General features: G+C 68.2%; 28 protein-coding genes. 10 read left to right on the forward strand and 18 right to left on the reverse strand.

The genetic code is table 11. The features are described 5' to 3' along the window. Nucleotides 1-37 precede the first annotated feature (37 nt). From lptC to ACM0PK_RS03165, 3 genes are all read right to left on the reverse strand, one after another. Nucleotides 38-613: an LPS export ABC transporter periplasmic protein LptC gene (lptC, locus tag ACM0PK_RS03155; RefSeq protein WP_005415560.1), complete on the reverse strand. Its 576-nt coding sequence runs from the start codon at nucleotides 611-613 to the stop codon at nucleotides 38-40. Continuing rightward, nucleotides 610-1,158, reverse strand: a complete 549-nt coding sequence (locus tag ACM0PK_RS03160; RefSeq protein WP_065177942.1) for a KdsC family phosphatase — start codon at nucleotides 1,156-1,158, stop codon at nucleotides 610-612. The genes lptC and ACM0PK_RS03160 overlap by 4 nt, the downstream gene beginning before the upstream one ends. A 66-nt stretch (nucleotides 1,159-1,224) precedes the next feature. Beyond that, nucleotides 1,225-2,226 carry a KpsF/GutQ family sugar-phosphate isomerase gene (locus tag ACM0PK_RS03165; protein ID WP_065185827.1) on the reverse strand — a complete coding sequence of 334 codons (1,002 nt, stop codon included), beginning with the start codon at nucleotides 2,224-2,226 and terminating at the stop codon, nucleotides 1,225-1,227. Between the two features lie 54 nt (nucleotides 2,227-2,280). Here ACM0PK_RS03165 and ACM0PK_RS03170 point away from each other — a divergent pair, with 54 nt between their 5' ends. The 3 genes from ACM0PK_RS03170 to ACM0PK_RS03180 are packed head-to-tail and all read left to right on the forward strand — an operon-like array spanning nucleotide 2,281 to nucleotide 4,118. Next, nucleotides 2,281-2,511, forward strand: a complete 231-nt coding sequence (locus ACM0PK_RS03170; protein WP_005408396.1) for a BolA family protein — start codon at nucleotides 2,281-2,283, stop codon at nucleotides 2,509-2,511. 21 nt (nucleotides 2,512-2,532) lie between these two features. After that, nucleotides 2,533-3,804, forward strand: a complete 1,272-nt coding sequence (murA, locus tag ACM0PK_RS03175; protein ID WP_065185828.1) for a UDP-N-acetylglucosamine 1-carboxyvinyltransferase — start codon at nucleotides 2,533-2,535, stop codon at nucleotides 3,802-3,804. Continuing rightward, entirely contained in the window at nucleotides 3,801-4,118 is a 318-nt protein-coding gene (locus ACM0PK_RS03180; protein ID WP_065185829.1) for a hypothetical protein, read from the forward strand. Before murA ends, ACM0PK_RS03180 begins: the two co-directional genes overlap by 4 nt. A 122-nt stretch (nucleotides 4,119-4,240) precedes the next feature. On the opposite strand, the gene ACM0PK_RS03185 is transcribed toward ACM0PK_RS03180, so the two are convergent. From ACM0PK_RS03185 to purM, 7 genes are all read right to left on the reverse strand, one after another. Then, nucleotides 4,241-4,924 carry a DUF3108 domain-containing protein gene (locus ACM0PK_RS03185; protein WP_005415565.1) on the reverse strand — a complete coding sequence of 228 codons (684 nt, stop codon included), beginning with the start codon at nucleotides 4,922-4,924 and terminating at the stop codon, nucleotides 4,241-4,243. Between the two features lie 2 nt (nucleotides 4,925-4,926). Then, on the reverse strand, nucleotides 4,927-5,748 hold the full coding sequence (locus ACM0PK_RS03190) for a DUF3108 domain-containing protein (protein WP_072168187.1): 822 nt from the start codon (nucleotides 5,746-5,748) through the stop codon (nucleotides 4,927-4,929). A 68-nt stretch (nucleotides 5,749-5,816) separates the two neighbouring features. Further along, complete coding sequence (purN, locus tag ACM0PK_RS03195; protein WP_111201601.1) at nucleotides 5,817-6,476, reverse strand: phosphoribosylglycinamide formyltransferase; 660 nt, start codon at nucleotides 6,474-6,476, stop codon at nucleotides 5,817-5,819. Then, nucleotides 6,473-7,135 carry a DUF2238 domain-containing protein gene (locus tag ACM0PK_RS03200; protein ID WP_111201602.1) on the reverse strand — a complete coding sequence of 221 codons (663 nt, stop codon included), beginning with the start codon at nucleotides 7,133-7,135 and terminating at the stop codon, nucleotides 6,473-6,475. Before ACM0PK_RS03200 ends, purN begins: the two co-directional genes overlap by 4 nt. A 39-nt stretch (nucleotides 7,136-7,174) precedes the next feature. Continuing rightward, nucleotides 7,175-7,597 (reverse strand): hypothetical protein, encoded by a 423-nt coding sequence (locus ACM0PK_RS03205; protein WP_111190420.1) that lies wholly within the window; start codon nucleotides 7,595-7,597, stop codon nucleotides 7,175-7,177. After that, the gene (locus ACM0PK_RS03210; RefSeq protein WP_005415570.1) at nucleotides 7,594-8,082 is read right to left on the reverse strand and encodes a hypothetical protein; all 489 of its coding nucleotides are present in this window, start codon (nucleotides 8,080-8,082) and stop codon (nucleotides 7,594-7,596) included. Before ACM0PK_RS03210 ends, ACM0PK_RS03205 begins: the two co-directional genes overlap by 4 nt. Nucleotides 8,083-8,103: 21 nt before the next feature. Next, nucleotides 8,104-9,162, reverse strand: a complete 1,059-nt coding sequence (gene purM / locus ACM0PK_RS03215) for a phosphoribosylformylglycinamidine cyclo-ligase (RefSeq protein ID WP_414607192.1) — start codon at nucleotides 9,160-9,162, stop codon at nucleotides 8,104-8,106. A 99-nt stretch (nucleotides 9,163-9,261) separates the two neighbouring features. Between purM and ACM0PK_RS03220 the strand changes: the two genes are divergently transcribed. The 3 genes from ACM0PK_RS03220 to hda are packed head-to-tail and all read left to right on the forward strand — an operon-like array spanning nucleotide 9,262 to nucleotide 12,274. Continuing rightward, nucleotides 9,262-10,401, forward strand: coding sequence for a DUF2066 domain-containing protein (locus ACM0PK_RS03220; RefSeq protein WP_072168183.1), 1,140 nt, complete (start codon nucleotides 9,262-9,264; stop codon nucleotides 10,399-10,401). After that, nucleotides 10,398-11,567: an AI-2E family transporter gene (locus ACM0PK_RS03225; RefSeq protein WP_005415573.1), complete on the forward strand. Its 1,170-nt coding sequence runs from the start codon at nucleotides 10,398-10,400 to the stop codon at nucleotides 11,565-11,567. The genes ACM0PK_RS03220 and ACM0PK_RS03225 overlap by 4 nt, the downstream gene beginning before the upstream one ends. Continuing rightward, nucleotides 11,567-12,274, forward strand: a complete 708-nt coding sequence (hda, locus tag ACM0PK_RS03230) for a DnaA regulatory inactivator Hda (protein WP_111201604.1) — start codon at nucleotides 11,567-11,569, stop codon at nucleotides 12,272-12,274. The genes ACM0PK_RS03225 and hda overlap by 1 nt, the downstream gene beginning before the upstream one ends. A 604-nt stretch (nucleotides 12,275-12,878) precedes the next feature. Here the strand turns inward: hda and murU are convergent. The 4 genes from murU to ACM0PK_RS03250 form a co-directional block, all read right to left on the reverse strand. Then, nucleotides 12,879-13,589, reverse strand: coding sequence for an N-acetylmuramate alpha-1-phosphate uridylyltransferase MurU (gene murU, locus ACM0PK_RS03235; protein WP_414607191.1), 711 nt, complete (start codon nucleotides 13,587-13,589; stop codon nucleotides 12,879-12,881). Beyond that, nucleotides 13,586-14,611: an aminoglycoside phosphotransferase family protein gene (locus ACM0PK_RS03240; RefSeq protein ID WP_414607190.1), complete on the reverse strand. Its 1,026-nt coding sequence runs from the start codon at nucleotides 14,609-14,611 to the stop codon at nucleotides 13,586-13,588. The genes murU and ACM0PK_RS03240 overlap by 4 nt, the downstream gene beginning before the upstream one ends. A gap of 64 nt (nucleotides 14,612-14,675) precedes the next feature. Beyond that, the gene (locus ACM0PK_RS03245) at nucleotides 14,676-14,945 is read right to left on the reverse strand and encodes a GlsB/YeaQ/YmgE family stress response membrane protein (RefSeq protein ID WP_005415577.1); all 270 of its coding nucleotides are present in this window, start codon (nucleotides 14,943-14,945) and stop codon (nucleotides 14,676-14,678) included. Between the two features lie 69 nt (nucleotides 14,946-15,014). Then, nucleotides 15,015-16,508, reverse strand: a complete 1,494-nt coding sequence (locus tag ACM0PK_RS03250; protein WP_072168610.1) for a M20 family metallopeptidase — start codon at nucleotides 16,506-16,508, stop codon at nucleotides 15,015-15,017. A gap of 199 nt (nucleotides 16,509-16,707) precedes the next feature. Here ACM0PK_RS03250 and ACM0PK_RS03255 point away from each other — a divergent pair, with 199 nt between their 5' ends. From ACM0PK_RS03255 to ACM0PK_RS03270, 4 genes are all read left to right on the forward strand, one after another. Beyond that, complete coding sequence (locus ACM0PK_RS03255) at nucleotides 16,708-17,034, forward strand: ComEA family DNA-binding protein (protein ID WP_032953992.1); 327 nt, start codon at nucleotides 16,708-16,710, stop codon at nucleotides 17,032-17,034. A gap of 352 nt (nucleotides 17,035-17,386) precedes the next feature. Continuing rightward, nucleotides 17,387-18,472, forward strand: a complete 1,086-nt coding sequence (locus ACM0PK_RS03260) for a L,D-transpeptidase (protein ID WP_414607189.1) — start codon at nucleotides 17,387-17,389, stop codon at nucleotides 18,470-18,472. Nucleotides 18,473-18,489: 17 nt separating this feature from the next. Then, nucleotides 18,490-19,215 (forward strand): murein L,D-transpeptidase catalytic domain family protein, encoded by a 726-nt coding sequence (locus tag ACM0PK_RS03265; protein WP_069139006.1) that lies wholly within the window; start codon nucleotides 18,490-18,492, stop codon nucleotides 19,213-19,215. A gap of 34 nt (nucleotides 19,216-19,249) precedes the next feature. Further along, the gene (locus ACM0PK_RS03270) at nucleotides 19,250-19,858 is read left to right on the forward strand and encodes a HutD/Ves family protein (RefSeq protein WP_414607188.1); all 609 of its coding nucleotides are present in this window, start codon (nucleotides 19,250-19,252) and stop codon (nucleotides 19,856-19,858) included. Between the two features lie 115 nt (nucleotides 19,859-19,973). On the opposite strand, the gene ACM0PK_RS03275 is transcribed toward ACM0PK_RS03270, so the two are convergent. From ACM0PK_RS03275 to ACM0PK_RS03290, 4 genes are all read right to left on the reverse strand, one after another. Further along, complete coding sequence (locus ACM0PK_RS03275) at nucleotides 19,974-21,578, reverse strand: sulfite reductase subunit alpha (RefSeq protein ID WP_414607187.1); 1,605 nt, start codon at nucleotides 21,576-21,578, stop codon at nucleotides 19,974-19,976. Beyond that, nucleotides 21,575-22,546 carry an FAD:protein FMN transferase gene (locus ACM0PK_RS03280; RefSeq protein ID WP_414607186.1) on the reverse strand — a complete coding sequence of 324 codons (972 nt, stop codon included), beginning with the start codon at nucleotides 22,544-22,546 and terminating at the stop codon, nucleotides 21,575-21,577. The genes ACM0PK_RS03275 and ACM0PK_RS03280 overlap by 4 nt, the downstream gene beginning before the upstream one ends. A 52-nt stretch (nucleotides 22,547-22,598) precedes the next feature. Beyond that, entirely contained in the window at nucleotides 22,599-23,402 is an 804-nt protein-coding gene (locus ACM0PK_RS03285; RefSeq protein ID WP_414607185.1) for a DUF4198 domain-containing protein, read from the reverse strand. Nucleotides 23,403-23,477: 75 nt separating this feature from the next. Continuing rightward, nucleotides 23,478-23,996 (reverse strand): DUF2271 domain-containing protein, encoded by a 519-nt coding sequence (locus ACM0PK_RS03290; protein WP_111007885.1) that lies wholly within the window; start codon nucleotides 23,994-23,996, stop codon nucleotides 23,478-23,480. Nucleotides 23,997-24,023: the final 27 nt, after the last annotated feature.

A 24,023-nucleotide genomic window follows, 5' to 3' on the forward strand; every position in this document is an offset into this window, starting at 1 on the left:
TGCGCCGGTCCGGGGACGTCGCAGGAGGGTGGCGGAATCAGCGTCGGGGCGTGTAACGGCCCTTGGACTGGCTGAGGAAATGATACGTGTTGTTCTTCGAATCCACCTCGAAGCCGACGCCGGACTGTTCCATGCCGGGACGGGTCATGGTGACCCGCGCATCGGTGCGGGCACGGTTTTCCTTCGGGAACACATCCAGGTGGTCGGTGCGGAACGTGGTCGGCACCACGCCCGGATCGGCCGGACTGTCGCCAGCGACATTGCCGCGCAGCTTCATCTCGTCGCCCTTGGCACTGAGCCAGCCGGTCTCGGCGCGCAGGGTCCAGTGCTTGCCATCCTTGTCCGGCATCTCGAACAGTGGGGTGGCGATGTTGATGGTCTGGTCGCCACGCTGGCGTTCCAGCCGCGGTGCGCGCAGGGTGGTCGATTCCTTGCCCTGCTCATCCAGCGCGACGATCTGGAAGTCGTGCAGGATGTAGTCCACGCCGGCGTCCTGGCCGGCAGTGGCCGGGCCCTTGTCGCGGTTGCGCAGGGCCGCCCAGCTGCTGAGCAGGGCCGCCAGCAGCAGGCCGATGCCGAGCACGGTGCGCCAGTTCAGGGTGGGCAGGTTCATGCGCCGAACCTCGCCAGCACCGCGTCCACATGGCCCTGGGCGGCCAGCAGGATGTCGCACAGTTCACGGGCGGCGCCACGTCCGCCATCGGCGCGGGTCTGCCAGTGCACGCGCTCGGCGATCCACGGGTGGGCGTTGGCTGGCGCCACCGCCAGGCCGACCGCGCCCAGCGGCGCCAGGTCCGGCAGGTCGTCGCCCATGAAGGCCACCTGCTCCAGGCCGATGCCATGCTGTGCGCACAGCGTCTGCACGCTGGCCAGCTTGTCGCCCACGGCGATCTGGGTGTCGATGCCGAGGTCGGCGCCGCGCTTGAGCGCGGACTGGCTGTTGCGCGCGGTGATCAGCACGGGGTGGATGCCGTGCTGCTGCAGCAGTTTCAGGCCCAGACCGTCCTGCACGAAGTACGCCTTGCTCTCGTTGCCGTCCTTGTCGTAGTACAGCCGACCGTCGGTGAGGGTACCGTCCACGTCGAAGCAGGCCAGGCGGACGCGGGCCGCAGCGGCATGCAGGTGGGCGGGGAACGCGGGCAGCGGGGACCAGGGCATCAGGCGATCAGGCTCGGTGGGGGCGGGTGGGGCATTACAGACTGAATGGGGTCTACGGACTGTCGGTTAAACCACCCGGGCCCGCAACAGGTCATGAATGTTCAGGGCGCCGACCGCACGGCCCTGGCCATCGACCACGATCAGGCCGTTGATTTTCTGGGTCTCCATCTGCCGCGCGGCCTCTACGGCCAGCTGGTCGGCACCGATGGTGCGCGGGTTGCGGGTCATCACATCGGCGATCTTCGCGGTGCGCACGTCCAGCGCGCTGTCCAGCGCCCGGCGCAGGTCGCCGTCGGTGAACAGGCCGATCAGCACGCCATCGGCGTCGACCACGGCGGTCATGCCGAGGCGCTTGCGGCTCATTTCCACCAGCGCCTCGCTGAGGCTGGCATCGGCGCCCACGCTGGGCAGGTCCTCGCCGGTGTGCATGACATCGGTGATGTGCAGCAGCAGGCGACGGCCGAGGCTGCCGGCCGGGTGCGAGCGGGCGAAGTCGTCGGCGGTGAAGCCGCGCGCATCAAGCAGGGCTACGGCCAGCGCATCGCCCATCGCCAGCGAGGCGGTGGTGCTGGAGGTCGGCGCCAGCGCCAGCGGGCAGGCCTCGGCCGGCACGCTCACATCCAGGTGGATGTTGGCGGCCGTGGCCAGGCTCGACTGCGGGCGGCCGGTCATGGAAATCAGCACGTTGCCCTGGCGCTTGAGCACAGGCAGCAGCATCAGCACCTCATCGGACTCGCCCGAATAGGAAAGGGCCAGTACCACGTCGGCTTCGGTGATCATGCCCAGGTCGCCGTGGCCGGCTTCGCCGGGATGCACGTAGAACGCCGGTGTGCCGGTGGAGGCCAGGGTGGCGGCGATCTTGCGGGCAATGTGGCCGGATTTGCCCATGCCGGTGGCGACCACCCGGCCGCGGCTGGCCAGGATCGCCTCGCAGGCCTGCTGGAAGGCCTCGCCAAGGCGGTCGGCGACGGCATCCAGCGCCTGCCGCTCGATCTCGAACACGCGGCGGCCACTGGCGACCAGGCCGGCAGGGTCGACGGAACGGGGGGGCAACAGGGATTCGGCCATGCGGACGCCACGCAGCGGAAGTAGAATGGAGGCACATTTTATTAGGAAAGCCCGTTGGACGCCGACACCATCCGCAATCTGATCGAAACCGGCCTGCCTGGCGCCCGCGCCGATGTGCAGGGCGATGATGGCGTGCATTTCGAAGCGACCGTGGTCTGCGAGGCCTTCGCCGGCAAGATGCCGCTGGCCCGCCACCGCATGGTCTATGCCACGCTGGGCGACCTGATGGGCGGCGCGATCCACGCGCTGGCGCTGAAAACCGTGACCCCGGCCGAAGCCGGCTGAACCGCAGAAGATCCCGAATACATGGCCAAGATCGTTGTGACCGGCGGCGCTGCGCTGCACGGTGAAGTGAGCATCTCCGGCGCCAAGAACGCCGTCCTCCCCATCCTCTGCGCGACCCTGCTGGCCGATGAGCCGGTGGAGATCACCAACGTGCCGCACCTGCACGACGTGGTCACCACGGTCAAGCTGCTGGGCGAACTGGGTGCCAAGGTCACCATCGACCAGGGCACGCTGTCGCGTGGCAGTGCGATCGTGGTCGACCCGCGTTCGGTCAACCAGCACGTTGCGCCGTACGAGCTGGTCAAGACCATGCGCGCCTCGATCCTGGTGCTGGGCCCGCTGCTGGCCCGCTTCGGCGCGGCGGAAGTGTCGCTGCCCGGCGGCTGCGCGATCGGTTCGCGTCCGGTCGACCAGCACATCAAGGGCCTGCAGGCGCTGGGTGCCGAGATCGTGGTCGAGAACGGCTTCATCAAGGCCACTGCCAAGCGGCTGAAGGGCGGCCATTTCACCTTCGACATGGTCAGCGTCACCGGCACCGAGAACGTGCTGATGGGCGCGGTGCTGGCCGAAGGAACCACTGTCCTCGACAACTGCGCGATGGAACCGGAAGTGACCGATCTGGCGCATTGCCTGATCGCGCTGGGCGCGAAGATCGAAGGCCTGGGCACTGCCCGCCTGGTCATTGAAGGCGTCGAGCGCCTGTCCGGCGGCCGCCACGAAGTGCTGCCCGACCGCATCGAAACCGGTACCTTCCTGGTCGCTGCGGCGATGACCGGCGGCAAGGTCACGGTCAACCGTGCGCGCCCGAACACCATGGACGCGGTGTTGTCCAAGCTGGTCGAGGCCGGCGCGAAGATCGAGACCACCGAAGACACCATCACCCTGGACATGCAGGGCAAGCGACCGAAGGCGGTCAACCTGACCACCGCGCCGTACCCCGCATTCCCGACCGACATGCAGGCGCAGTTCATGGCGCTCAACTGCGTGGCCGACGGCGTCGGCGTGATCAACGAAACGATCTTCGAGAACCGTTTCATGCACGTCAACGAACTGCTGCGCCTGGGCGCGGACATCCAGGTCGAAGGCCACACCGCCATCGTGCGTGGCAGCGAGACCCTGAGCGGTGCGCCGGTAATGGCCACCGACCTGCGTGCCTCGGCCTCGCTGATCCTGGCCGGCCTGATGGCCAGCGGCGAGACCACCATCGACCGCATCTATCACCTTGATCGTGGCTACGAGAACATCGAAGAGAAGCTGTCTTCGCTCGGCGCCACCATCCGGCGCGTGCCATGATCCTGCGCGGCAAGTTCAGCCCGCGCCGCAAGGCGCTGCTGGCCCTGGTGCTGATCGTGCTGGCGTGGCTGGGCTATGCCTGGTACGCCAACATCGCCATCACCCAGGGCATCGAGCAGAAGGACATGGACTGGAACGGCGACGGCACGGTCTCGCGTGACGAGATCATCGAATCGTTCTACGCGGTCGCGGTGAACGACAGCCAGGACGGCAACCGCCATTGCCGCACCTTCATCTGGCGCAGCACCGGCGAGCAGATCCGCGTGGACTGCCGCACCGAGTTCAAGCCGGCCGCGGCCGAGCAAAAGAAGTAAGAACAACGCCCGCGAAAGCGGGCGTTTTTTTACGGTAGATCCACGCCATGCGTGGATGAAGGCGCCGGGTCGCTGTCGGGGTCAGAGCCCTTCCCGTTGGGAAGGGATCCGACCCCGGGCGCTCAGTTCATCGCCTTGATGGTCAGGTCCAGCGCATCGCGGCCGCTCTCACGCTGCAGCATGCGCGCCGGCACCGGGAATTCCGGCACGATCCAGGCGATCAGCTCCTTGTTGCCGTCGGCACGCGAGACCTTGGTGGCTTCGTAGCTCTTGCCGCCCACGGTGATCGATTCCTTGCCGATCACGCGGTAGGTCATGTTCTTGATGCGGCCTTCGTCGACCATGCGATAAGTCAGCGGCTTGCCGGCGGCCAGGTCGCGGGCGATTGCCAGGTTGATCAGCAGCGCGTCCATGTCGCCCGTCTTCAACGCGATGGGGCCCGCACGGTCCGGCTTGATGTCGCCGGTCCAGGTGGCCTGGTTGCTGGTCCAGTTGTAGTTGGCCTGCACATTGCGCTTCTTCACCAGCAGTGCCGAACGGTCCTGGCTGCTGAGCGGGCGCAGCTGGCCGCGCACCTCTTCGAACACGGTGCTCTGGCTCAGGTCGGCCAGCTGGTTCTTCACCTGCAGCGTGTAGCGCCACTTGTTGGCTCCCTCGCTGCTCAGCGTCATGCTGCCATTGGCCTGCATGCCCATGTAGCTGGCCAGGTAATCGGCCTTGAATGGCTGCAGGGCCATGGCCGGCAGGCTGGCCACCGACAGTGCGGCTGCAGCGATCCAGGTGAGGGGGCGGGTCAGGGTGCTCATGCTCAGACTCCTTGGTACTCGATCAGGCGCAGATCGACGCGGTCTTCGCCGTCTTCGCGTTGCAGGATGCGCACCGGGGTGGGGACACCGTTGGCGATCCAGAGGATGGTTTCGTTGTTGCCGCCGTTGGTCCGGTACACCCGCAGCGCGTTGTAGGACAGGTCGCCGACCTCGACATTCTCGGTCTGCGGCGCGGCCTGGTAGTCGTGCTGGCGGACCTTGCCCATGTCCACGTAGCGGTAATGCATGGTGGCGCCCGGGCGGGCATCACGCATGATCGCCAGATTGATCAGCAGCGCGCTCTGGTCGCCCGGCTGCAGCGCGATCGGTTGCGCACGTTCCTTCTTGACGTCGCCGCTCCACTGCGCGGTGCCGGCCTGCCAGTTGTACGTGCCGACCGCTTTCTTGCCCAGGAACAGGCCCTTGCGCACCGTGCTCTGGCTGAGTGGCGCATAGACGCCGCTGCGCTCTTCGAACACCGTGCTCTGCTCGATGTTCAGGCCCAGCACGCTGGCGAAGCCGCGGCGGCCGACCACCTGCATGTCCACCCGCCACTGGTTGCCGCCGGTGTGGGTGACCTGCATGCTGGCGTCGCCGGCCTCCTTGCCTTTGTAGAAGGCCTGGTAGGTCGCGGTGAACGGCTGCAGCGGCGGCGGCTCCCAAGCCAGCGCCGGGGGCATCGGCACGGCCGGTTCTGCGGGCGGCTGTACTACGGGCGCCGGCTGCGCAGGGGCCGCAGGCGCTTGCACCTGGCCCCAACCCACGCCGGGAAGCACGACAAGCGACAGCAGCAATGAAGTGGACAGCAGGGTCGTGGTCTTCATGGAGGACAGGAGCTGCAGGAGGGGGGCAGGATGCCAGCCCCGCAGTCAGCGGGGCGTGTGCGTGGGCGTTACCGGTTCAGGTTCCCGGCGGAATCTAGGGCCAGTGGGCTAAACAGGGGGTGACCGTCCAGGTGCGGCTGCCCCTCCCGTTCAGTCAGGAGGCCGGCGCACAGCAGCTGGAGGGTGGCGATCAACAGGGGATGCTCCACCGCCAGCACGCGCGCGGCCAGGCTGTCGGCGTCATCGCCGGGCATCACCGGTACCCGTACCTGGGCCAGCACGGCGCCGGCATCCAGTTCGGGAACGACCAGATGCACGCTGGCCCCGTGCTCGGCATCGCCGGCGTCCAAAGCCCGCGCATGCGTATCCAACCCTTTGTGCAGTGGCAGCAGGGAGGGGTGGATGTTGACCAGGCGGCCATTGAAGCGCTGCACGAAGGCGGCGCCGAGAATGCGCATGTAGCCGGCGCAGACGATCCAGTCCGGCGCGGCCGCGGCCAGTGCATCGCCCAAGGCCTGCTCGTAGGCGGCGCGGTCGTCGAATTCCTTCGGCGCATGTGCCCAGCGCAGGCTGGCGCCGACCCGTTGCAGCGCGGCGGCGGCCGGGCGGTCCGAGAACACGCCGACGACCTCGGCGGGCAGGCGCCCGGCCGCGATGGCATCGAGGATGGCCTGCAGGTTGCTGCCGCGCCCAGAGGCGAGCACCGCGATGCGGGTGGGCGCGGTCATTGCGCGGCACTCCGGCGGATCAACGGCCAGCTCAGCAGGCTGCCCACGGTCGCCAGCAGCATGTCGGCATGGGCGTCCCACATGTCGCCCTGCTGCCCGTTGTAGGCCTCGGCGGCGTCCGGCGACAGGGCCAGCGCGATGGCCCACTCGAACCACTCGTAGACCAGGCTGGCGCACATCACTGCCATCACCGCCAGGGTGAAAGCCTGGCCGCGGTGCAGCGCCGGCCAGGCATGGCGTGCCAGCTGCAGCAGCGCAGGCGTGAAGCAGACGCCGAACAGGAAGTGGATAAGCCGGTCGAAATGATTACGCTGCCAGCCAAACGCCGCATTCGGCGACCAGCCGGTCAGCGCCTGCGCCCATGCGTCGTAGGGCACGTTCGAGTACAGCCAACGCGCAGCCACGCAGTGCAGTGCAATGAAGCCGCAGATCGCGATGAAGGCACCGTTGCCCAGCCAGCCACCCCGGCGGTCGACCCATAGCAGTGCGGCCAGCCCGATCACGGTCAGGGTGCTGTGCAGGGCCTGCTCGATGGGCCACAGCGGGTGGATCCAGCTGATCGCGAATACCGCCAGCACGGCGGCGAAGGCCAGCTTCTTGGGGCCGGTGAAACGGGAAGCGGCAGGCGAGGCGGTCGTGGAGAGGGCAGGCGCGGACATGGGGAGTCGATCAGGGGAGGGGGGCGTCTGCCGGCAAGCTCAGACGCTGAGATGGTCGCCACGGTCGAACAGTGCGGCCATGTCAGGCTTGGACAGGAACACCCAGGCATAGGCGGTCAGGGCCATGCCCAGCGGGCCAGCCAGTACCGCCAGCCAGGCCGCGCGCTGGCACCAGGCCAGCCCGGTGCGGCGCGACAGCAGGCGTGCGGTGTGCAGCTGTACGACGCCAAGCGCGGCCGCCAACAGCGAAATGACCCCGTAGACCGTGGCCAGTACCGCGCCATCGCCCAGCCCGCGCGAGCTGGCGACCAGGCCGATGAAACCGAGGAACGCCAGCGCGGCCATCCAGTGGAAAACCGCCAGCGCGTAGAACAGCACCTTCAGCGTCTGCAGGTGGCTGGCCAGCTGCAGCTGCGCCAGGGTCTGCTGCGGCAGCGGCGGTGGTGCGCCGGGTGTCGTCATGTCGTTGCACCCCTTGCATCGAAGGCGGCCTTGACCTGCGGGCGCAGCAGCGTAACCAGGGTGAATACCCCCAGAACGGTGCCCAGCGGCGCGCACAGGCAGAGCAGGCCGGCCACGATCAGGCACAGCAGGTGGCGACGACGCTGGGCCAGGCAGCGTCCGGCCTGGATGACGAATGCGGCCATGCCCAGGCCACCGGCGACGAACACGGTCCCCAGCACCGTGAACACCCAGCCGAACAGGCGCTGTTCGGCCGGCGACGAGGGCTGGCCCCCGGAGTTCATCGGCAGATGGCCGCTCAGCGCACTGATGCCGAGCACGATGTACAGAATGAAAAACAGCGAGAGCAGCGCGATCAGGCCGCCGAACACGTAGTGCGCGATGGACAGCGCGCGCAGGTGGTCAGCGTCCTGCCTGCTGAAGACCGGCACGGCCGCCAACGGCGGCGGTACCGGGGTGGGTGCCAGGGGGGGCGTTGCGTCCATGCGGGCTCCTCGGGGTCGGGTTCAGCCGATGCGGACGCGCTCGGCGCCTTCGGCGGTGACCACCTGGCCGATGGTCCAGTGCTCCAGGCCCTGCGCCTTGACCGCCTCGGACACCGCATCCACCTGGTCCGGCGCGACGATCAGCACGAAGCCGATGCCGCAGTTGAAGGTGCGCCACATCTCGCTGTCGGCCACCGCGCCTTCCTTCTGCAGCCACTGGAATACCGGCGGCAGGGTCCAGGAAGAGGCCTGGATGTCCAGGCCGAGGCCGTCGGGCACCACGCGGATGATGTTCTCGGTCAGGCCGCCACCAGTGATGTGGGCCATGCCGTGGATGGCGTCGCCGTGCGACTTCAGCAGCGACAGGATCGGCTTCACGTACAGGCGGGTCGGTGCCATCAGCGCATCGACCAGCTTCACGCCACCTTCCAGTTCCAGGTCGGCCGGGCGGCCGGCGCGGTCGTAGATGCGGCGCACCAGCGAGTAGCCATTGGAATGCGGGCCGGACGAGGCGATGCCGATCAGCACGTCGCCGGCGGCCACGCTGGCGCCGTCCTTCAGCTCGCTTTTCTCGACCGCAGCCACCGTGAAGCCGGCCAGGTCGTACTCGCCCGGGGCGTACATGTCGGGCATTTCAGCGGTTTCACCGCCGATCAGCGCGCAGCCGGCCTCGGTGCAGCCGTTGGCGATGCCGCCCACCACCGCTGCGGCGGTGTCGATGTCCAGCTTGCCGGTGGCGAAGTAGTCCAGGAAGAACAGCGGCTCGGCGCCCTGCACCAGCACGTCGTTCACGCACATCGCGACCAGGTCGATGCCGATCGTATCGTGGCGGTTCAGCTGGTGGGCCAGCTTCAGCTTGGTGCCCACGCCGTCGGTACCCGACACCAGCACCGGCTCGCGGTATTTGTTGGACAGGTCGAACAGGGCGCCGAAGCCGCCCAGGCCGCCCATCACTTCCGGGCGGAAGCTGCGCTTGACCAGGGGCTTGATCCGCTCGACCAGCGCGTTGCCGGCGTCGATGTCGACACCCGCGTCACGGTAGGTGAGGGGGGAGGGGGCGGAAGACGGGGTGTTGGTCACGGGCGTCGGCGCTGGCAGGGGTTGAACGAGCGATTTTAACAGGCCGCATTGGCGCAAAGGCCGTATTCGGGCAACAATTCCCCCGGATTCGTCGAGCCAATGGATGTCCTGATGCGCCGCAGCCTGATTCTGACCCTGCTCCTTGCACTGAGCCTGCCGGTGGCCACGATGGCCCAGAGCGGCCTGCGCACCGAGGGAGATGTTGCCACCGCCTCGGGTGCGTACGAGGCCGAAGTGCCCGTCAACAGCCAGGCCGAAGCCGATCGCAACGGCGCCCTGGCCCGTGCCCTGAGCGTGGTGCTGGGCAAACTGTCGGGCGACCGCAACGTGATGTCCCGCCCCGGCGTGGTGCAGGCGCTGCGCAACGCCAAGGACTACGTGGCCAGCTACGACTACAAGCAGGACCAGAGCGTGGGCGCCAGCGGCGCGCCGAGCTTCAGGACCCTGCTGGTGGCCCGCTTCCGCGAGGATGACGTTGACTCGCTGGTCTCGGCGCTGGGTCTGCCGCTGTGGCCGCAGCCGCGGCCGAAGCCGGTGGTGTGGTTGGCCGTCGACGACGGCAGTGGCCCGCGCCTGGTCAGCGTGCAGCAGGCCAACGCCGCCCGCCCGCTGCTGAACCGCGCCATCGAGCGGGGTTACAAGCTCGGCCTGCCCAGCGGCGGTGCCGCCGAACAGGCGCTGGCCGGTGCCATCTGGCGCCAGGACAGTGCCGCCGTGGCCCGCGCCTCGTCGCGCTACGCGCCGCCGATGCAGCTGATCGGCAAGCTCTACCGCGCCAACGGCGGCTGGCAGGCGGACTGGGTGTTCGTCGACAACGGCCGTGAGCTGAACAAGTGGACCAGCAAGGACGCCAACGCCATGCGCGCGATGGCCGCCGGTGCCGACGGCGCCGCCGACGCGCTGGTCAGGCGCTATGCCAAGGCGGGTGCCGCCGTCGGCCAGGCCGGGACCTACCGCGTGGTGGTCACCGGCATCAACAGTGCCGACGACTACCTGCGCCTTGCCGCCGGGCTGCGCGAGGTGCCGGTGGTGCGCAATGTCACCCCGCTGCACGCCTCGGCCGGCCAGCTGGAGCTGAGCCTGGAGATGACCACCGGCCTGGCCGGCTTCAACCGCATGCTGGGCGACAACGGCGTGCTGGTGCCCAGCGCGACGCTGCCGGCCCTGCCGACCCCGATCGATGACACCACCGGTGCCCCGGTGGCCGTGCCGGTCAGCAACGAGTACCGTTTGCGATGACCCTGACCCCGGAAGCCGAAATCGCGCAGTTCCTGCGCCGCCTGAAGTACATCCTGTTCGCCGGCCTGGTCGGCTGGGTGGTGTGGCTGCTGGCACCGATCCTGACCCCGTTCGTGCTGGCGCTGGCGCTGGCGTGGCTGGGCGACCCGCTGGTGGACCGCATCGAGGCCACCGGCCGTTCGCGCATGACCGGCGTGGTGCTGGTGTTCGCGGCGATGGTGCTGGTGATCGTGGCGCTGCTGCTGGTGCTGGTGCCGATGATCGAGCGCCAGATCACCACCCTGATCGCGGTCGCGCCGCAGGCACAGGCGTGGCTGATGGAGAAGGGGATCCCCTGGTTCGAGCAGAAGACCGGCCTGGAAGTGATGCAGTGGCTGGATCCGGACCGCCTGATCGAATGGGTGCGCAGCCACTGGCAGCAGGCCGGCGGCTTCGCCACCACATTCATGGGCTACGTCTCGCGTTCGGGCTTTGCGATGGTGACCTGGGTGGTCAACATCCTGCTGCTGCCGATCCTGGCGTTCTATTTCCTGCGCGACTGGGACAAGCTGGTCGAGCGGGTGGCGTCGGTCATTCCGCGCAACCAGATCGGTACCATCAGCGCGTTGGCGCGCGAGTCCAACGAGGTGCTGGGCGCGTTCATCCGCGGACAGTTCCTGGTGATGCTGGCATTGGGCGTGATCTATGCCGGCGGCCTGTCGCTGGTCGGCCTCAAGCTGGGCTTGCTGATCGGCCTGATTGCCGGCCTGATCAGTTTCATACCGTACCTGGGCGCGACCACTGGCGTGCTGATGGCGGTGATCGCGGCACTGGTGCAGGCGCAGGGCTTCGACCTGAAGCTGCTGATCCTGGTGGGCGTGGTGTTCACCGTCGGCCAGCTGCTGGAAAGCTACGTGCTGACCCCGCGTATCGTCGGCGACAAGATCGGCCTGCACCCGGTGGCAGTGATCTTTGCGGTGATGGCCGGCGGCCAGCTGTTCGGCTTCCTCGGCATGCTGCTGGCGCTGCCGGTGGCGGCGGTGACCAATGTTCTGCTGCGCTATGCGCATCAGCGCTACCGGCAGAGCGAGCTGTACGTGGGCGAGAAGCCGGCGATCGTGCTTGATGGCGTAGTGGACGCCCCCCATATCATCGTTCCGAACGACAAGGGCCCCGACCTGAAGTGATGGGTGTGCCGCAACTGCCGCTGGCCCTGCATTACCCGCGGGACCAGCGCCTGGAGACCTTCATCGGCGCGCCGGATGGCGCGCTGGCGCAGCTGCGCGCGATCGCGGTTGGCGCCAGCCACGACTGGGTCTACCTGGAAGGTGCGGCGGGAACCGGCAAGACCCACCAGGCGCTGGCGATGTGCTCCAGCGCCGAGCAGGCCGGGCGCCTGCCGACGTACGTGCCACTGGCCAGCGCCACCGGCCGCGTTCGTGCAGCGCTGGATGGGCTGGACGCACGCGAACTGGTGGCGCTGGACGGGCTGGACGAGGTTGCCGGCAATCGCGAGGACGAGATCGCGCTGTTTGATTTCCACAACCGCGCGCGCGCTGCAGGTGTAACCGTGCTGTACACGGCGCAGAAGGCGCCGGGCGAGCTGGGCCTGGTGCTGCCGGACCTGCGTTCGCGCCTGGGCCAGTGCGTGCGCGTGCTGCTGCAGCCGCTGGATGAGGAAGGTCGTGCTGCGGTGCTGCGCGAGCGTGCACTGCGACGCGGCCTGGCCATCGACGAAGCGGCCATCGAATGGCTGCTGTCGCACACCGGCCGTGAGCTGGGTGGATTGATCACCCTGCTGGACTGGCTGGACCGCGAATCGCTGGCGGCGAAGCGGCGGATCACCGTGCCGTTCCTGCGCCAGGTGCTGGAAGAAGGCCGGCCTCGTTACTGAGGGTGGGGTTTGTTGGCAGGGCTGCGCCCTGCACCCGCCGAAGCCGAAGCAACGTCAACGTCAAAGGCTGGCTTCCTGAGGGGAGGCGGGGTGGCTCAGGTTGCGGGGGACGGCGCAAGTACGTCCATGTAGCCTCGATCGCGCCATCCATGGCGCTCACGCCCCCGCAACCTGAGCCACCCCGCCTTCGACAGATTCCCGCGATCTGCCGGGACTGCGTACTGCACTGCTGTTGGTGGGTGTCGACCTTGGTCGACACGTGTCTTGCTTGTGGTGGGTGACGACCGTTGGTCGTCACCGGAGCAAGCGCAGCGAAGCGACCCGCTTTTTCTTTTCTTTCCTTTCTTCCGTGGCTGGACGCCCACGGAAACTGTCAGAGGCCGGGCGGGTGGGCCATGCAGGGGCGTTGGCGCCATGGATGGCGCCATCGAGCTTACAGGGGTGAGGGCGCTTTGCTTGCGAAGCACTGCTTCGCAAGCGCCCGAACGCACAGCCGCCAGCGGCTGGGCCGGGCCCCGGAGGGGGACTTGCAGCGTCCCCTGCGCAGCCCACCCCGACCGGCCAAGCACGGCTTCTGCTTTCAATGAGTCCAGCCACGAGGGGCTCAGCCGTTCGCCGCCAGCTCCACATTCAGCGCGCGCAGGCGATCCACGGTCCCGACATCGGTCCAACGCCCCCGATGGTGCTGCCCCGTCATCAACCCCTGCGCCATGAAACGCTTCTGCAGCGGCACCACCGAGAACCTCGGCGGCAGCCGCTCGCTGCCCGGCGCATCGCCGATCACCGCGCGCCAGTCGGCCACGATCGAGGGGCGGTACACGCCGATGCCGGCATAGGTCAGGCATGGCCCTGCGCGGTCGTGGTGCAGCAGGCCCTGTGCATCCAGCCGATAGTCACCGTTCGGGTGCTGAACCGGATTGTCGACCAGCACCAGGTGTGCCTGGCCCTGCGGCTCGCGCGGCAGCGTGGCGAAATTGAAATCGGTCCAGATATCGCCGTTCACCACCAGGAACGGGGCATCGCCCAGCACCGGCAGTGCATTGAGGATGCCGCCGCCGGTTTCCAGTGGGGTCTGCCCTTCGTAAAGGAAATGCAGGCGCAGGCCCCACTGGCTGCCATCACCCAGCGTCGCCGGGAACTGCTCGGCCAGCCACGCGGTGTTGACCACCACCTCGCGCACGCCGAGCGCTGCCAGGCGCTCCAGGTGCCAGACGATCAGTGGCTTGCCGGCCACTTCCAGCAGCGGCTTGGGTGTGTGCAGGGTCAGCGGGCGCATGCGCTCGCCGAGCCCGGCGGCAAAGACCAACGCCTTCATCGGGCCACGCGCATCGGTGCGCCCAGTTCGGCCAGCGCCGGCTTGATGCGGTTTTCCAGCAGCTGCTGCAGAGGCGCCAGCTCGCGATAGCGTGGCAGCACTTCATCCAGATAGCCGATGAAGCGCGGTGCGTCGTCCAGGTAATGGCCCTTGTTGTCGCGGTAGCGCAGGCGGCAGAACAGGCCGAGGATCTTCACGTGGCGCTGGATGCCCATCCAGTCGGCATCGCGCAGGAAGGTGGCGCGGTCGGGCACCGGCAGGCCGGCGTCGCGCGCGCGTTCGTGGTACTGCGCCAGCCACGCGTCAACGCGCTGCAGCGGCCAGCTCAGGAAGGCGTCCTTGAACAGGCTCACCGCGTCGTAGGCGATCGGGCCACGCACCAGGTCCTGGAAATCCAGCACCGCGGGGCCGTCGTCGACCGGCATCAGGTTGCGCGGCATGTAATCGCGGTGGGTCATCAGCTGGGCCTGGCCCAGCGCGTTGTCCATCAACCGGCGATGCACCAGCTGCAGCCCCTCGAGCTCACCGCAGTCCAGTTCCAGGTTCAGGTGACGCTGCAGGAACCATTCGTCGAACAGGCCGGCATCGCGCTGCAGCAGCGCTTCGCCGAACTGGCCGAAGTCGGCCGGTACCGGAATCGCCTGCAGGCGCAGCAGCTGTTCGATCGAGCGGCCAAACCATTCATCGGCATTGCGCTCGTCGAGGATCCTGGCCAGGGTCGGGCCGCCGAGATCTTCCAGCAGCAGGAAGCCGGCCTCCAGGTCCTGCGCCAACAGTGCGGGCACGCGCAGGCCGTGGTCGTGCAGCAGGCCGCGCATGCGCAGCCACGGCCGCGGATCTTCCAGCCCCGGTGGGGCGTCCATCACGATGTGGCTGCCACGGGTGCTGGTGGTACGCCAGTAGCTGCGCATGCCGGCATCGACCGAAGCGCGCTCGACCACCGCGCTGGCATCGTCGAGCTGGGTACGGGCCCACTGCAGGCGCCGCGCGCTGCGCTGGGGATCGGAGGCGGGTTCGGTCATGCGGGCATATCCGGGGGCGCTGGGCGCGCCAACGTCGGGAACAGGAGGGGAAGGAGGGACGGGGTCAGCGGCGGCCGCTGAACAGGCGCAGGACGGCCAGCACGGCCACCGCGCCCACCACCGCACCGAGGAAACCGGCCGGTTCGCCGGGGGCGTACCAGCCCATGTACTGGCCGAACCAACCGGCCAGCAGTGCACCGAGGATGCCCAGCACGATGGTCAGCAGGCAGCCCATGCGGTTGTTGCCGGGCATGAAGAAACGCCCGAGCAGGCCGACGAAGAAGCCGACCAGCAGGATGTACAACCAGCTGCTGCTGCCGAACAGACCATTCATGCGCGCGGATTCCGCTTGAGTGTGGACGCAGCCTAGCAAGGCCAGGCTGCGTCCGTCACCGGTGCCGGATCAGCAGCAGCCGTGGTCGCCGTGGCGGGTGCCGCTGTCGGCAGCCACCGGCGAACCGCTGGTCTCGCCACGCAGGCTGGCGGCGTAGTGCTCGCTGATCACCTTGGACACGCAGGCGGTGACCTTCTTGCCCATCGGGATGTGCAGGAACTCGTTCGGGCCGTGCGCATTGGAGTGCGGGCCGAGCACGCCGGTGATCATGAACTGCGCACCCGGGAACTTCTCACCGAGCATGCCCATGAACGGGATCGAGCCGCCTTCGCCCATGTACATTGCCGGCTTGCCGAAGAAGGCCTGGCTGGCATCGTCGATGGCCTGGGTCAGCCACGGCGCCATGGCCGGGGCGTTCCAGCCAGTGGAGGCCTTTTCCAGGTCCAGGGTGACCTGCGCGCCGTTCGGCGGGTCGCGCAGCAGCGCTTCCTTCAGCAGCTCGCCGCAGGCCTTGCCATCGGCGGTCGGCGGCAGGCGCAGCGACAGCTTCACCGAGGTCTGCGGGCGCAGCACGTTGCCGGCCGATTCCAGCGGCGGCATGCCGCCCACGCCGGTGACCGACAGCGCCGGGCGCCAGGTGCGGTTGAGCACCAGCTCGGTCAGGTCCTCGTTCATCGGACGCAGGCCGTCGACCATGGGGAACTTCTCGAAGATCTCGGTATCCACCACTTCGGCCGCGCGCCTGGCCTGTTCCAGCCGTTCGGCCGGAATTTCCACGTTCATGCCGTCGATCAGGATGCGGCCGGTGTCCTGGTCCTCGATGCGCGACAGCAGCTGGCGCAGCAGGCGGAAGCTGGACGGCACCACGCCGGAGGCATCGCCGGAGTGCACGCCTTCGTTGAGCACCTTCACAGTGAAGTTGCCGCCGGTCAGGCCGCGCAGCGAGGTGGTGCACCACAGCTGGTCGTAGTTGGCGCAGCCCGAATCCAGGCAGACCACCAGCGAGGGCTTGCCGATCCGCTCGGCCAGGTGGTCGACGTAGGCCGGCAGGTCGTAGCTGCCGGACTCTTCGCAGGCCTCGATCAGCACCACGCAGCGGGCGTGCGGCAGGCCTTGGGCCTGCAGCGCCAGCACGGCGGCCAGCGAGCCGAAGATGGCGTAGCCGTCGTCCGCACCGCCGCGGCCATACAGCTTGTCGCCGCGAAGGACCGGCGTCCACGGGCCGAGATCGTCATCCCAGCCAGTCATTTCCGGCTGCTTGTCCAGATGGCCGTAGAGCAGGATGGTGTCGTCGCCGGTTTCGGCGCCGGTCGCTGGAATTTCCAGGAAGATCAGCGGCGTACGGCCTTCCAGGCGCACCACTTCAACCTTCAGGCCGGGCAGCTGCTGGGCCCTGGCCCAGTTCTCCATCAGGGTGACCGCCTGTTCCATATAGCCGTTCTGCACCCAATTGGCGTCGAACATCGGCGACTTGTTGGGAATGCGGATGTAGTCGACCAACTGCGGGACGATTTCGCTGTCCCACTTGTCATTGACGAATTGGCCGAGCTTGGCGCTGTCCATCTGAAACTCCGGTTGCATGGGCTGATCCGGCCATTCTACGCCTGTGCCACGGGTAGGGTTTTTCCTACATCACGTCGGGTATTTGGCTGGCTTACGGAAATCCGGGAAACCGATAGGCTGTGCACATGTGGTGACGGACACTGTTCCTGCCGACGGGATTGCCGGTCGGGGCGGCCAGAATCACAGGGAGATACACGTCGTGCCTTGGAGTGTCGTGTTGAGGGCACTGGTGCTGGTAGTGGGGATCGCTGGGGCGCATGCCGCCGAACCGATCGACATCAACCGCGCCGATGCCCAGGCGCTGCAGCAGGGATTGACGATGGTCGGGGCCGCCAAGGCCGAGGCGATCGTCGAGCACCGGCGCAGACACGGCCCGTTTCATCGCGTCGAGGACCTGGCGCAGGTGAAGGGGATAGGGAAAGCGATCGTCGAACGGAATCGACAGCGGATCACCGTAGGCAACAGGTTGTTGCCGGCGGATCCGGTACCCGGATCGGTACCGGTGCGGACCGTACCCAGGCGCTGACAGCAGGAATCGTCGGAACCGGCAGGAGGCTGGTTCACCGGTCGCGGACAGGAAGGCCGTGACCACCGACCGCCGCAGGACGCGGCACCAATCACCAGGATGGTGGCATCACAGACCTGTGGAAGGGGCTGAGATACAAACAGGACAGACGCGGCCGCGTGCAGGATGCAACGCTACCCCCACAGCGCAGGATGCGAGGGGGCGGCAGCAGGCCGACAAGGACGTAACGATTGCCCGGTACGACACATGGCTGTGTCGCCGGGCAGTTTCATTTCCGGCGCCTGGTTTTGCCGCGGCCACCACGGGCCGATGGTGTACGGTGGCCGCTCTGCATGGAAAGGACCCCCGCTGGATGCTTCCGCACCGCCCCACGACCCTGATGCTCGCCCTTGCACTGGCCCTGCCGCTGCTGGCCCATGCCGCTGCGACGACACCGGCTGCCAAGCCCGCAGCTGCCACCGCCGGCACCGCCGAGGTGCGCGGGCCGACCGACCTGAAGCCGGGCGAATACCTGTGGCATCCGGAAATCTCGCCGACCGGCCCGATCGTGCTGGTGGTCAGCCTCGATGAGCAGCGTGCCTACGTCTACCGCAACGGTATTGCCATCGGCCTGACCACGATCAGCTCGGGCAAGGCCGGGCACGAGACACCGACCGGCGTGTTCACCATCCTGCAGAAGGACAAGGACCACAGGTCCAACCTCTACAACAGCGCGCCGATGCCGTACATGCAGCGGCTGACCTGGGATGGCATCGCCCTGCATGGCGGCAGCCTGCCCGGGCATCCGGCCTCGCACGGCTGCGTACGCCTGCCGCAGGCCTTCGCGCAGAAGCTGTTCCGCGAAACCCAGCGCGGCGACACGGTGGTGGTGGCCGATGCCAAAAGCTCGCCGATGACCCTGGCCTATCCGTCAGTGCTGGCGCCGGTCAATGCACGCGGCCAGGCCCTGCCGGAGACGGAGGGTGGGGCGTCGGCACAGGCCTGGTGGAACGACAGCGCGGCGCCGGCCGGGCAGGTCGGCATCCTGGTCAGCCTGCACGACCAGCGCCTGTACGTGCTGCGCGATGGCGTGATGATCGGCGAGTCGCCGCTGAAGGCCGACGCGCTGCCGGCCTTCCAGGGCACCACCCTGTTCGTGATGGGGCAGGGTTACAGCGATACGCCCAGCCCCCTGGACGCGAACCAGCGCCTGCACCAGTGGACGGCCTACCCATTGCTGGGCCAGGACCGTGCCCAGGCCACGCCGGACCTGCTGGCCACGCCCTCGCTGCCGATGGCGCTGCCGGCCGAGTTCGCCCGCCAGCTGTACCGGGTGCTGGTGCCAGGCACGACCCTGCTGGTGACCTCGCTGCCGGCGGTCCGCCCAAGCCCGGCTGAATCCGGAATGCAGCCGGTCTTGGAATCCGAGCCGCCAGGGTCCACCCTCAAGGGCAACTGAGTCCCTTCGTTGTGCCCATGACTGCATCCCGCCTGTGCCGGCTGGCCGCGTTCGGCTTGCTGGCGACCTCGGCCAGCGCCCCGGCGCTGGCACAGACGCCCGCCCTCGCCACCAGTGCCGATGATCTGGCTGCCTTGCTGTCGCGCAGTGCGCCCAAGGCCGACCGCCACGTGTTGCAGCTGGCGGCGCACGCCATGCGCTGTGCGTTGCAGCGGCCGGAGCTTGGCATCAACGGTGATCGACTGAGCGTTATCGATTACTCGCGGCCGTCCACCGAGCCGCGCCTGTGGGTGTTCGACCTGGCCCACCAGCGCCTGCTGTTCGAGGAATGGGTGGCGCATGGCCGCAACAGCGGCGAGAACCGCACCGAGCACTTCTCCAACCGCGATGGCAGTTTCATGTCCAGCCTCGGCGCGTTCACCGCGCAGGAGACCTACATGGGCGGCAACGGGTATTCGCTGCGCCTGGCCGGGCTGGAACCGGGCTTCAATGACCGCGCGCGCGAACGCGCGATCGTCATCCACGGCGCGCCATATGTGAACCCGGCCACCGCGCAGCTGCAGGGGCGGCTGGGCCGCAGCCTGGGCTGTCCGGCGGTGCGCCTGTCGGTGGCCAAGCCACTGATCGATGCGTTGCGTGGCGGCACGATGGTGTTCGCCTATTACCCCGACCAGGACTGGTTGAAACACTCGCAGCTGCTGGCCGGCGGGTGCGGCGGCCAGGGCACGCTGGCCACGCGGTGATGCACGATGGCGCGCGGCGTGATGCAATGCGCCGATGAACATCGACTCCCTGCTGCACACTCCGAGCCAGGTCATCTCCCGCCTGGACTACCGCCGCGAACGCTGGCGCAACGGCCTGGGCTGGACGCGCGAGATCCTGCGCCTGCCTGCGCAGGGCGACGACTGGGCGCTGCGCCTGTCGGTGGCCGAGATCGAGCTGGACGCCGCGTTCTCCGCGTTTCCCGGCGTGGAGCGCGAGCTGGTGCTGCTGCAGGGCAATGGCGTGCGCCTGCGCTTCGAGGATGGCCGCGTGGCCGAAGTCCTGCCGCCGCATGGGCGCGTGCGCTTTGCGGGCGAGGAAACGCTGCACGGCGAACTGGTCGACGGCACCACCCACGACTTCAACCTGATGTGGAAGCGCGACCTGCTGCAGGCCGAACTCCTGCATCGGCCGCTGGTGGGCTCGATGTTCTTCTTCTGCGAACCAGGCGTGGCCTGGGCGCTTTACCTGTTGGCCGGTCATGCCGAATTTGGGGCTGACAGCGGTCAGCCGCCGATGCACGCTGGCGATACCGCGTGGTTGGCGGCCGGTGAACGGCAAAGGCATGCGTTGCAGGGCGGGGGCGAGTTGCTGGCGATCCGGGTCAGTGCGGCGGCGGGATGATTCCTCGGCGCCGGTGGGCGCTATCCACGCATGGCGTGGATCTACGGGTGTGCGATTGCCACGCTGCCCGGACACGCCGTTCAGTAGATCCACGCCATGCGTGGATGCGGTGAGCTCAATACACATCGCGCCGGTAACGACCGGCCAGCAGTAGCGCTTCCTTGTCCGCAGTCCCCAGCACCTGCTCGATCACCGCATCCACCGCCGGGGCCATGCCCTGCAGGCTGCCGCAGACCAGGATCGTCGCGCCTTCATCCACCCACTGCCGCAGTGTTGCTGCTTCGGCCAGCAGGCGGTCCTGCACATAGCGATGCACACCGCCATCGCGGCTGAACACTGCATCCAGCCGCGCCAGCGTGCCGTCTTCCAGCATCGCCTGCAGTTCTTCACCGAAGTGGAAGTCATGCGCGGCAGTGCGCTCACCGAACAGCAGCCAGGTACGGCGCGCGCCACTGCGTACGCGTTCGTGCAGGTGCGCGCGCAGGCCGGCGATGCCGGTGCCGTTGCCGATCAGCAGCAGCGGCACCTCGGCGGCGACGCCGTGGAAATTGTCGTTGCGGCGCAGGCGCAGCTGCACCGGCTCGCCGATGACCGCGTGGTCGCACAGCCAGCCGCTGCCGATGCCAGGCGTGCCGTCCGCGCGCAGCTGGCGACGCAGCAGCAGCTCCACCGCGCCGTCGGCCATCACCGAGGCGATGGAGTACTCGCGATGCGGCAGCGGCTGCAGGGTCGCCAGCAATGCGGGCAGATCACCCGGGGGAACCAATGAAGGCAGGTGCGAGCGCGCGACGCGTGCCAGCAACGTCTGTCCGTCATCCAGTACCCTGTCCGCATCGAAGCGCTGTGCGTCCAGCCAGGCACGCACGGTGTGCGACGCATGCTGCGGGCCGATCTCGGCGATGTCGCCGGCCTGCCACTGCACATCTGCGCCGGCCGGTGGCCGCAGGCGCAACCAATACACTGGACCGCCGGGGCTGCCCGGGTTCAGATATTCGCGCTGCAGCAGCGTCCACGGCTGGTATTCGGCCGGGCTCCAGTCGGGCAGTTCACTGGCGCCGCCGCCGAGTTGTCCCAGCAGCTGTTGCCAATGACGAAGCGCTGCCGGATCGGCGTTGTCGACCTCGATCGCATCGAACAGCGGATGCGCGCCGTGCTGGCGCAGCCATTGGTCAAGCTGGTGGCCGAATCCGCAGAAGTGGCCATAGCTGCGGTCGCCCAGTGCGAGCACGCCGTAGTGCAGGTGCTGCAGTGAAGGCGGCGTGGCCATCACCCCGCGCAGGAACGGCAGGGCGTGGTCGGGCGGATCGCCTTCGCCGGTGGTGCTGGCGATGAACAATGCACGCTGGCTGCCGGCCAGCAAGGTGGCGTCGACCTCATGCAGGCCGCGCACGCGCACCGGCACGCCGGCACCACGCAGGGCCTCGGCACTGCGTTCGGCCAGTTCGCGGGCGAAGCCGGTCTGGCTGGACCAGACCAGCAGGATCGGTGCGGTATCACCGGACGCCGCATCATCGCGCGGGCGCCCACGCCACCACAGTGCGGCGCAGGCCAGCGCATACAACGCCGTAGCGAGCACCGCGATCTGCGACTGCCGCGCCGGTGGCGCGCCCTGCCACCACGCTTCGCCGAGATGCAGGCGCAGCAACGCCGAACCGATCAGCGCCAGCAGAAGCAGGACCAGGGCGTTGCCGAGCCAGGCGCGTGACGGCCGGGTGCTCATGCATCCTGCTCGTCGAGCAGGCGCTGGAAGGCGCTGCTGAGGAATTCGAGTGGGCCATCCGCTGCACGCTGCAGGTAGCGCGCGGCCAGTCCTTCGCGTTCGGCCAGCACCATGCCGTGCTCGCGGCCGAGTACGGTCAGTGCGGTGGCCCAGGCATCAGCATGCATCGCGTCGTCGGCGACCACCGTCACCGCCGCTGCAACCTGGCGAACCGGCCTGCCGCTGCGCGGGTCGAGGCTGTGGCTGTAGGCCTCGCCATCGGCCTGGTACTGATGCCAGCGATCGCCGGAGGTGGCCACCGCCTTGCCATCCAACGCCAGCACCCGCAGTGGTGTTTCGCTGTGCGCGTCTTCTTCGGGTGCGGATTCCACCAGCACGCGCCAGGGATGGCCATCCGGTTTGCGGCCGTAGCCGGCCAGTTCGCCACCGACCTCGATCAGCGCGGCAGCGATGCCTTGTCCGCGCAGCCACGCGGCGACGTGATCGACGCCGAAGCCCTTGGCGATCGCAGAGAGATCCAGTTCCAGTCCACCCGGTTGCAGCAGCGCATCGCCCTGCCATTGCAGGCGCCGCCAACCGCAACGCTCACGCGTGGCCTGCAGGATAGCGTCGTCGGGCGGGCGGCGTTCGCCGGCGTGTGCACCGAAGCCCCACAGTGCAACCAGCGGACCGATGGTGGGGTCAAAGGCGCCGTCACTGGCGGCAGCGATGGCGTGTGCGCAGGCCAGAACGTGGCGGGTCTCGGCCGGCAGCACGCACCATTGGCCCGCGTTGGCGCGGTTGTAGCGGCTCAGGTTCGAGCCGGGCTCCCATGTGCTCATCTGCGCCACCACCTCGTCCAGCCGCGCCTGGATGCCGGCATGCAGCGGGTGCAGGTCGCGCTGGTGCGGCGCGACCAGCGACACGCTCCAGGTGGTGCCCATGGTGGTGCCGCCGAGGCGGGCGATGTCGAGCTGGGGATCAGTCATGGTGATGCGTCGTGGCGGCGATGCCGGGGTGTGCCCGGCATCGTGGTCCACATCACTGCGGCAGCACTTCCAGCGTGGCGACGTAGCTCAGGCGGCGCTTGGCGGCCTGCTTCACCGAGGTCTTGTTGTCTTCGGTGCCGGTTTCCAGCCAGTACATGCCGGCTTCCGGCCAGGTCACCTTGATCTCGCCCTTGGCGTCGCTGGTGAGCTTCAGTTCGTCCTGTGCGTTGCGGTAGCGGGTGGCGCCCCGCACGATCTCGAACTCCAGGCCAGCGGTCGGCTTGCCATCGACCAGCACGCGGAAGGTGGCTTCCTCGCCGGCGAACAGGTCGTTCGGGTGACCAACAGCGACCAGCTCGATACCCCGGTTGGTCGGCTTCAGCGCGGTATCGTTCGGTGCACCGTTGGTGACGAAGGTCTCCACGCGGCCGATCGACTGGCTCAGTTCCAGCTTCTTCGCGTCCTTGGGCAGTTCGCCAAGGGTCGCCACGCTGCCGCGCCAGCGCTTGCGCTCGCCATTCTGCTCATAGGTGGCGAACAGGCCGTCATTGACCGACGCGATGCGGTAGGTGCCTGGCTGCATCAGTTCGATGTCGAACACGCTGCGGTACTTGCCGGTGGTCGCGTTCTGCGGCTGCACGGTGCTGCCGTCCGGCGCGGTGATCACCAGCGATTCCAGTCGCAGCGGCACATGGTTGAAGTAGAACAGGTCGTTGGAGACCGCACCGTCGACGGTGATCCACGGTGCGTTGCCGGCGATCACGGTCTGCGAGGGCAGCAGCCAGGCCTTGTGGGCCAGGGCGGAGAAGGGAAGGGCAGCGGCCAGGGCGGCGGCGAGGACGAGCGTGCGCTTCATGCGGAAGACTCCAGTGGATGCGGGGTGATGCGGCAAGGAGAAGGGGATTACGACTTAATCCCCTCCGTCCCCTTTTCAGGGTTTGACGGACAGGGTGACCTGACCCAGTTCGGTGGCGCCCTGCGCCTTGCCGTTCTGCGCGGCGGTGGCCGGCCAGGTGAAGGGGATCTTCAGCAGTTCGCGGCCGCCGACTTCGCGCACCGCCTCCACCACCAGGGTGTAGTTGCCCGGGGCCAGCTGCTTCAGTGCCGGCTGCCTGTCGCTGAACGACAGTGTGTGCTTGCCGGCCGGGCGGGTCGGGCCGGTCACGCCGTCCACCGGCACCTGCAGGGTACGGCCACTCTTGCGCCACCACTGGCGCAGGTCGGGCAGCCACTTGGTGCCGTGGCCCTCGCTGTTGCTGGTCTGCTGGTACCAGACCGACAGGTTGGCCGCGACCTTCTGGTCGGCGCCTTCCAGCCACACCGCCACATACGGGCGGTGGTACTCGGCCACGTTGAGCTTGGGCACTTCGACGTTGATGTCGAGGGTGGTGGCATAGGCCGGCGAGGTGGCCAGCAGGCCGCTGAGGGCGATGGTCAGGGTGACGCGCATGGGGCGGCTCCGGAGGAACGGATGGAA

This window comes from Stenotrophomonas sp. FR010, from assembly GCF_047520755.2.
Lineage (GTDB): Bacteria > Pseudomonadota > Gammaproteobacteria > Xanthomonadales > Xanthomonadaceae > Stenotrophomonas > Stenotrophomonas sepilia.

What these genes read in the sequence shown, in the direction of transcription:
- lptC (WP_005415560.1), bottom strand. Translation starts at nt 613, where the DNA reads ATGAACCTGCCCACCCTGAACTGGCGCACCGTGCTCGGCATCGGCCTG.
- ACM0PK_RS03160 (WP_065177942.1), bottom strand. Translation starts at nt 1,158, where the DNA reads ATGCCCTGGTCCCCGCTGCCCGCGTTCCCCGCCCACCTGCATGCCGCT.
- ACM0PK_RS03165 (WP_065185827.1), bottom strand. Translation starts at nt 2,226, where the DNA reads ATGGCCGAATCCCTGTTGCCCCCCCGTTCCGTCGACCCTGCCGGCCTG.
- murA (WP_065185828.1), top strand. Translation starts at nt 2,533, where the DNA reads ATGGCCAAGATCGTTGTGACCGGCGGCGCTGCGCTGCACGGTGAAGTG.
- ACM0PK_RS03180 (WP_065185829.1), top strand. Translation starts at nt 3,801, where the DNA reads ATGATCCTGCGCGGCAAGTTCAGCCCGCGCCGCAAGGCGCTGCTGGCC.
- ACM0PK_RS03185 (WP_005415565.1), bottom strand. Translation starts at nt 4,924, where the DNA reads ATGAGCACCCTGACCCGCCCCCTCACCTGGATCGCTGCAGCCGCACTG.
- ACM0PK_RS03190 (WP_072168187.1), bottom strand. Translation starts at nt 5,748, where the DNA reads ATGAAGACCACGACCCTGCTGTCCACTTCATTGCTGCTGTCGCTTGTC.
- purN (WP_111201601.1), bottom strand. Translation starts at nt 6,476, where the DNA reads ATGACCGCGCCCACCCGCATCGCGGTGCTCGCCTCTGGGCGCGGCAGC.
- ACM0PK_RS03200 (WP_111201602.1), bottom strand. Translation starts at nt 7,135, where the DNA reads ATGTCCGCGCCTGCCCTCTCCACGACCGCCTCGCCTGCCGCTTCCCGT.
- ACM0PK_RS03205 (WP_111190420.1), bottom strand. Translation starts at nt 7,597, where the DNA reads ATGACGACACCCGGCGCACCACCGCCGCTGCCGCAGCAGACCCTGGCG.
- ACM0PK_RS03210 (WP_005415570.1), bottom strand. Translation starts at nt 8,082, where the DNA reads ATGGACGCAACGCCCCCCCTGGCACCCACCCCGGTACCGCCGCCGTTG.
- ACM0PK_RS03220 (WP_072168183.1), top strand. Translation starts at nt 9,262, where the DNA reads ATGGATGTCCTGATGCGCCGCAGCCTGATTCTGACCCTGCTCCTTGCA.
- ACM0PK_RS03225 (WP_005415573.1), top strand. Translation starts at nt 10,398, where the DNA reads ATGACCCTGACCCCGGAAGCCGAAATCGCGCAGTTCCTGCGCCGCCTG.
- hda (WP_111201604.1), top strand. Translation starts at nt 11,567, where the DNA reads ATGGGTGTGCCGCAACTGCCGCTGGCCCTGCATTACCCGCGGGACCAG.
- murU (WP_414607191.1), bottom strand. Translation starts at nt 13,589, where the DNA reads ATGAAGGCGTTGGTCTTTGCCGCCGGGCTCGGCGAGCGCATGCGCCCG.
- ACM0PK_RS03240 (WP_414607190.1), bottom strand. Translation starts at nt 14,611, where the DNA reads ATGACCGAACCCGCCTCCGATCCCCAGCGCAGCGCGCGGCGCCTGCAG.
- ACM0PK_RS03245 (WP_005415577.1), bottom strand. Translation starts at nt 14,945, where the DNA reads ATGAATGGTCTGTTCGGCAGCAGCAGCTGGTTGTACATCCTGCTGGTC.
- ACM0PK_RS03250 (WP_072168610.1), bottom strand. Translation starts at nt 16,508, where the DNA reads ATGGACAGCGCCAAGCTCGGCCAATTCGTCAATGACAAGTGGGACAGC.
- ACM0PK_RS03260 (WP_414607189.1), top strand. Translation starts at nt 17,387, where the DNA reads ATGCTTCCGCACCGCCCCACGACCCTGATGCTCGCCCTTGCACTGGCC.
- ACM0PK_RS03265 (WP_069139006.1), top strand. Translation starts at nt 18,490, where the DNA reads ATGACTGCATCCCGCCTGTGCCGGCTGGCCGCGTTCGGCTTGCTGGCG.
- ACM0PK_RS03270 (WP_414607188.1), top strand. Translation starts at nt 19,250, where the DNA reads ATGAACATCGACTCCCTGCTGCACACTCCGAGCCAGGTCATCTCCCGC.
- ACM0PK_RS03275 (WP_414607187.1), bottom strand. Translation starts at nt 21,578, where the DNA reads ATGAGCACCCGGCCGTCACGCGCCTGGCTCGGCAACGCCCTGGTCCTG.
- ACM0PK_RS03280 (WP_414607186.1), bottom strand. Translation starts at nt 22,546, where the DNA reads ATGACTGATCCCCAGCTCGACATCGCCCGCCTCGGCGGCACCACCATG.
- ACM0PK_RS03285 (WP_414607185.1), bottom strand. Translation starts at nt 23,402, where the DNA reads ATGAAGCGCACGCTCGTCCTCGCCGCCGCCCTGGCCGCTGCCCTTCCC.
- ACM0PK_RS03290 (WP_111007885.1), bottom strand. Translation starts at nt 23,996, where the DNA reads ATGCGCGTCACCCTGACCATCGCCCTCAGCGGCCTGCTGGCCACCTCG.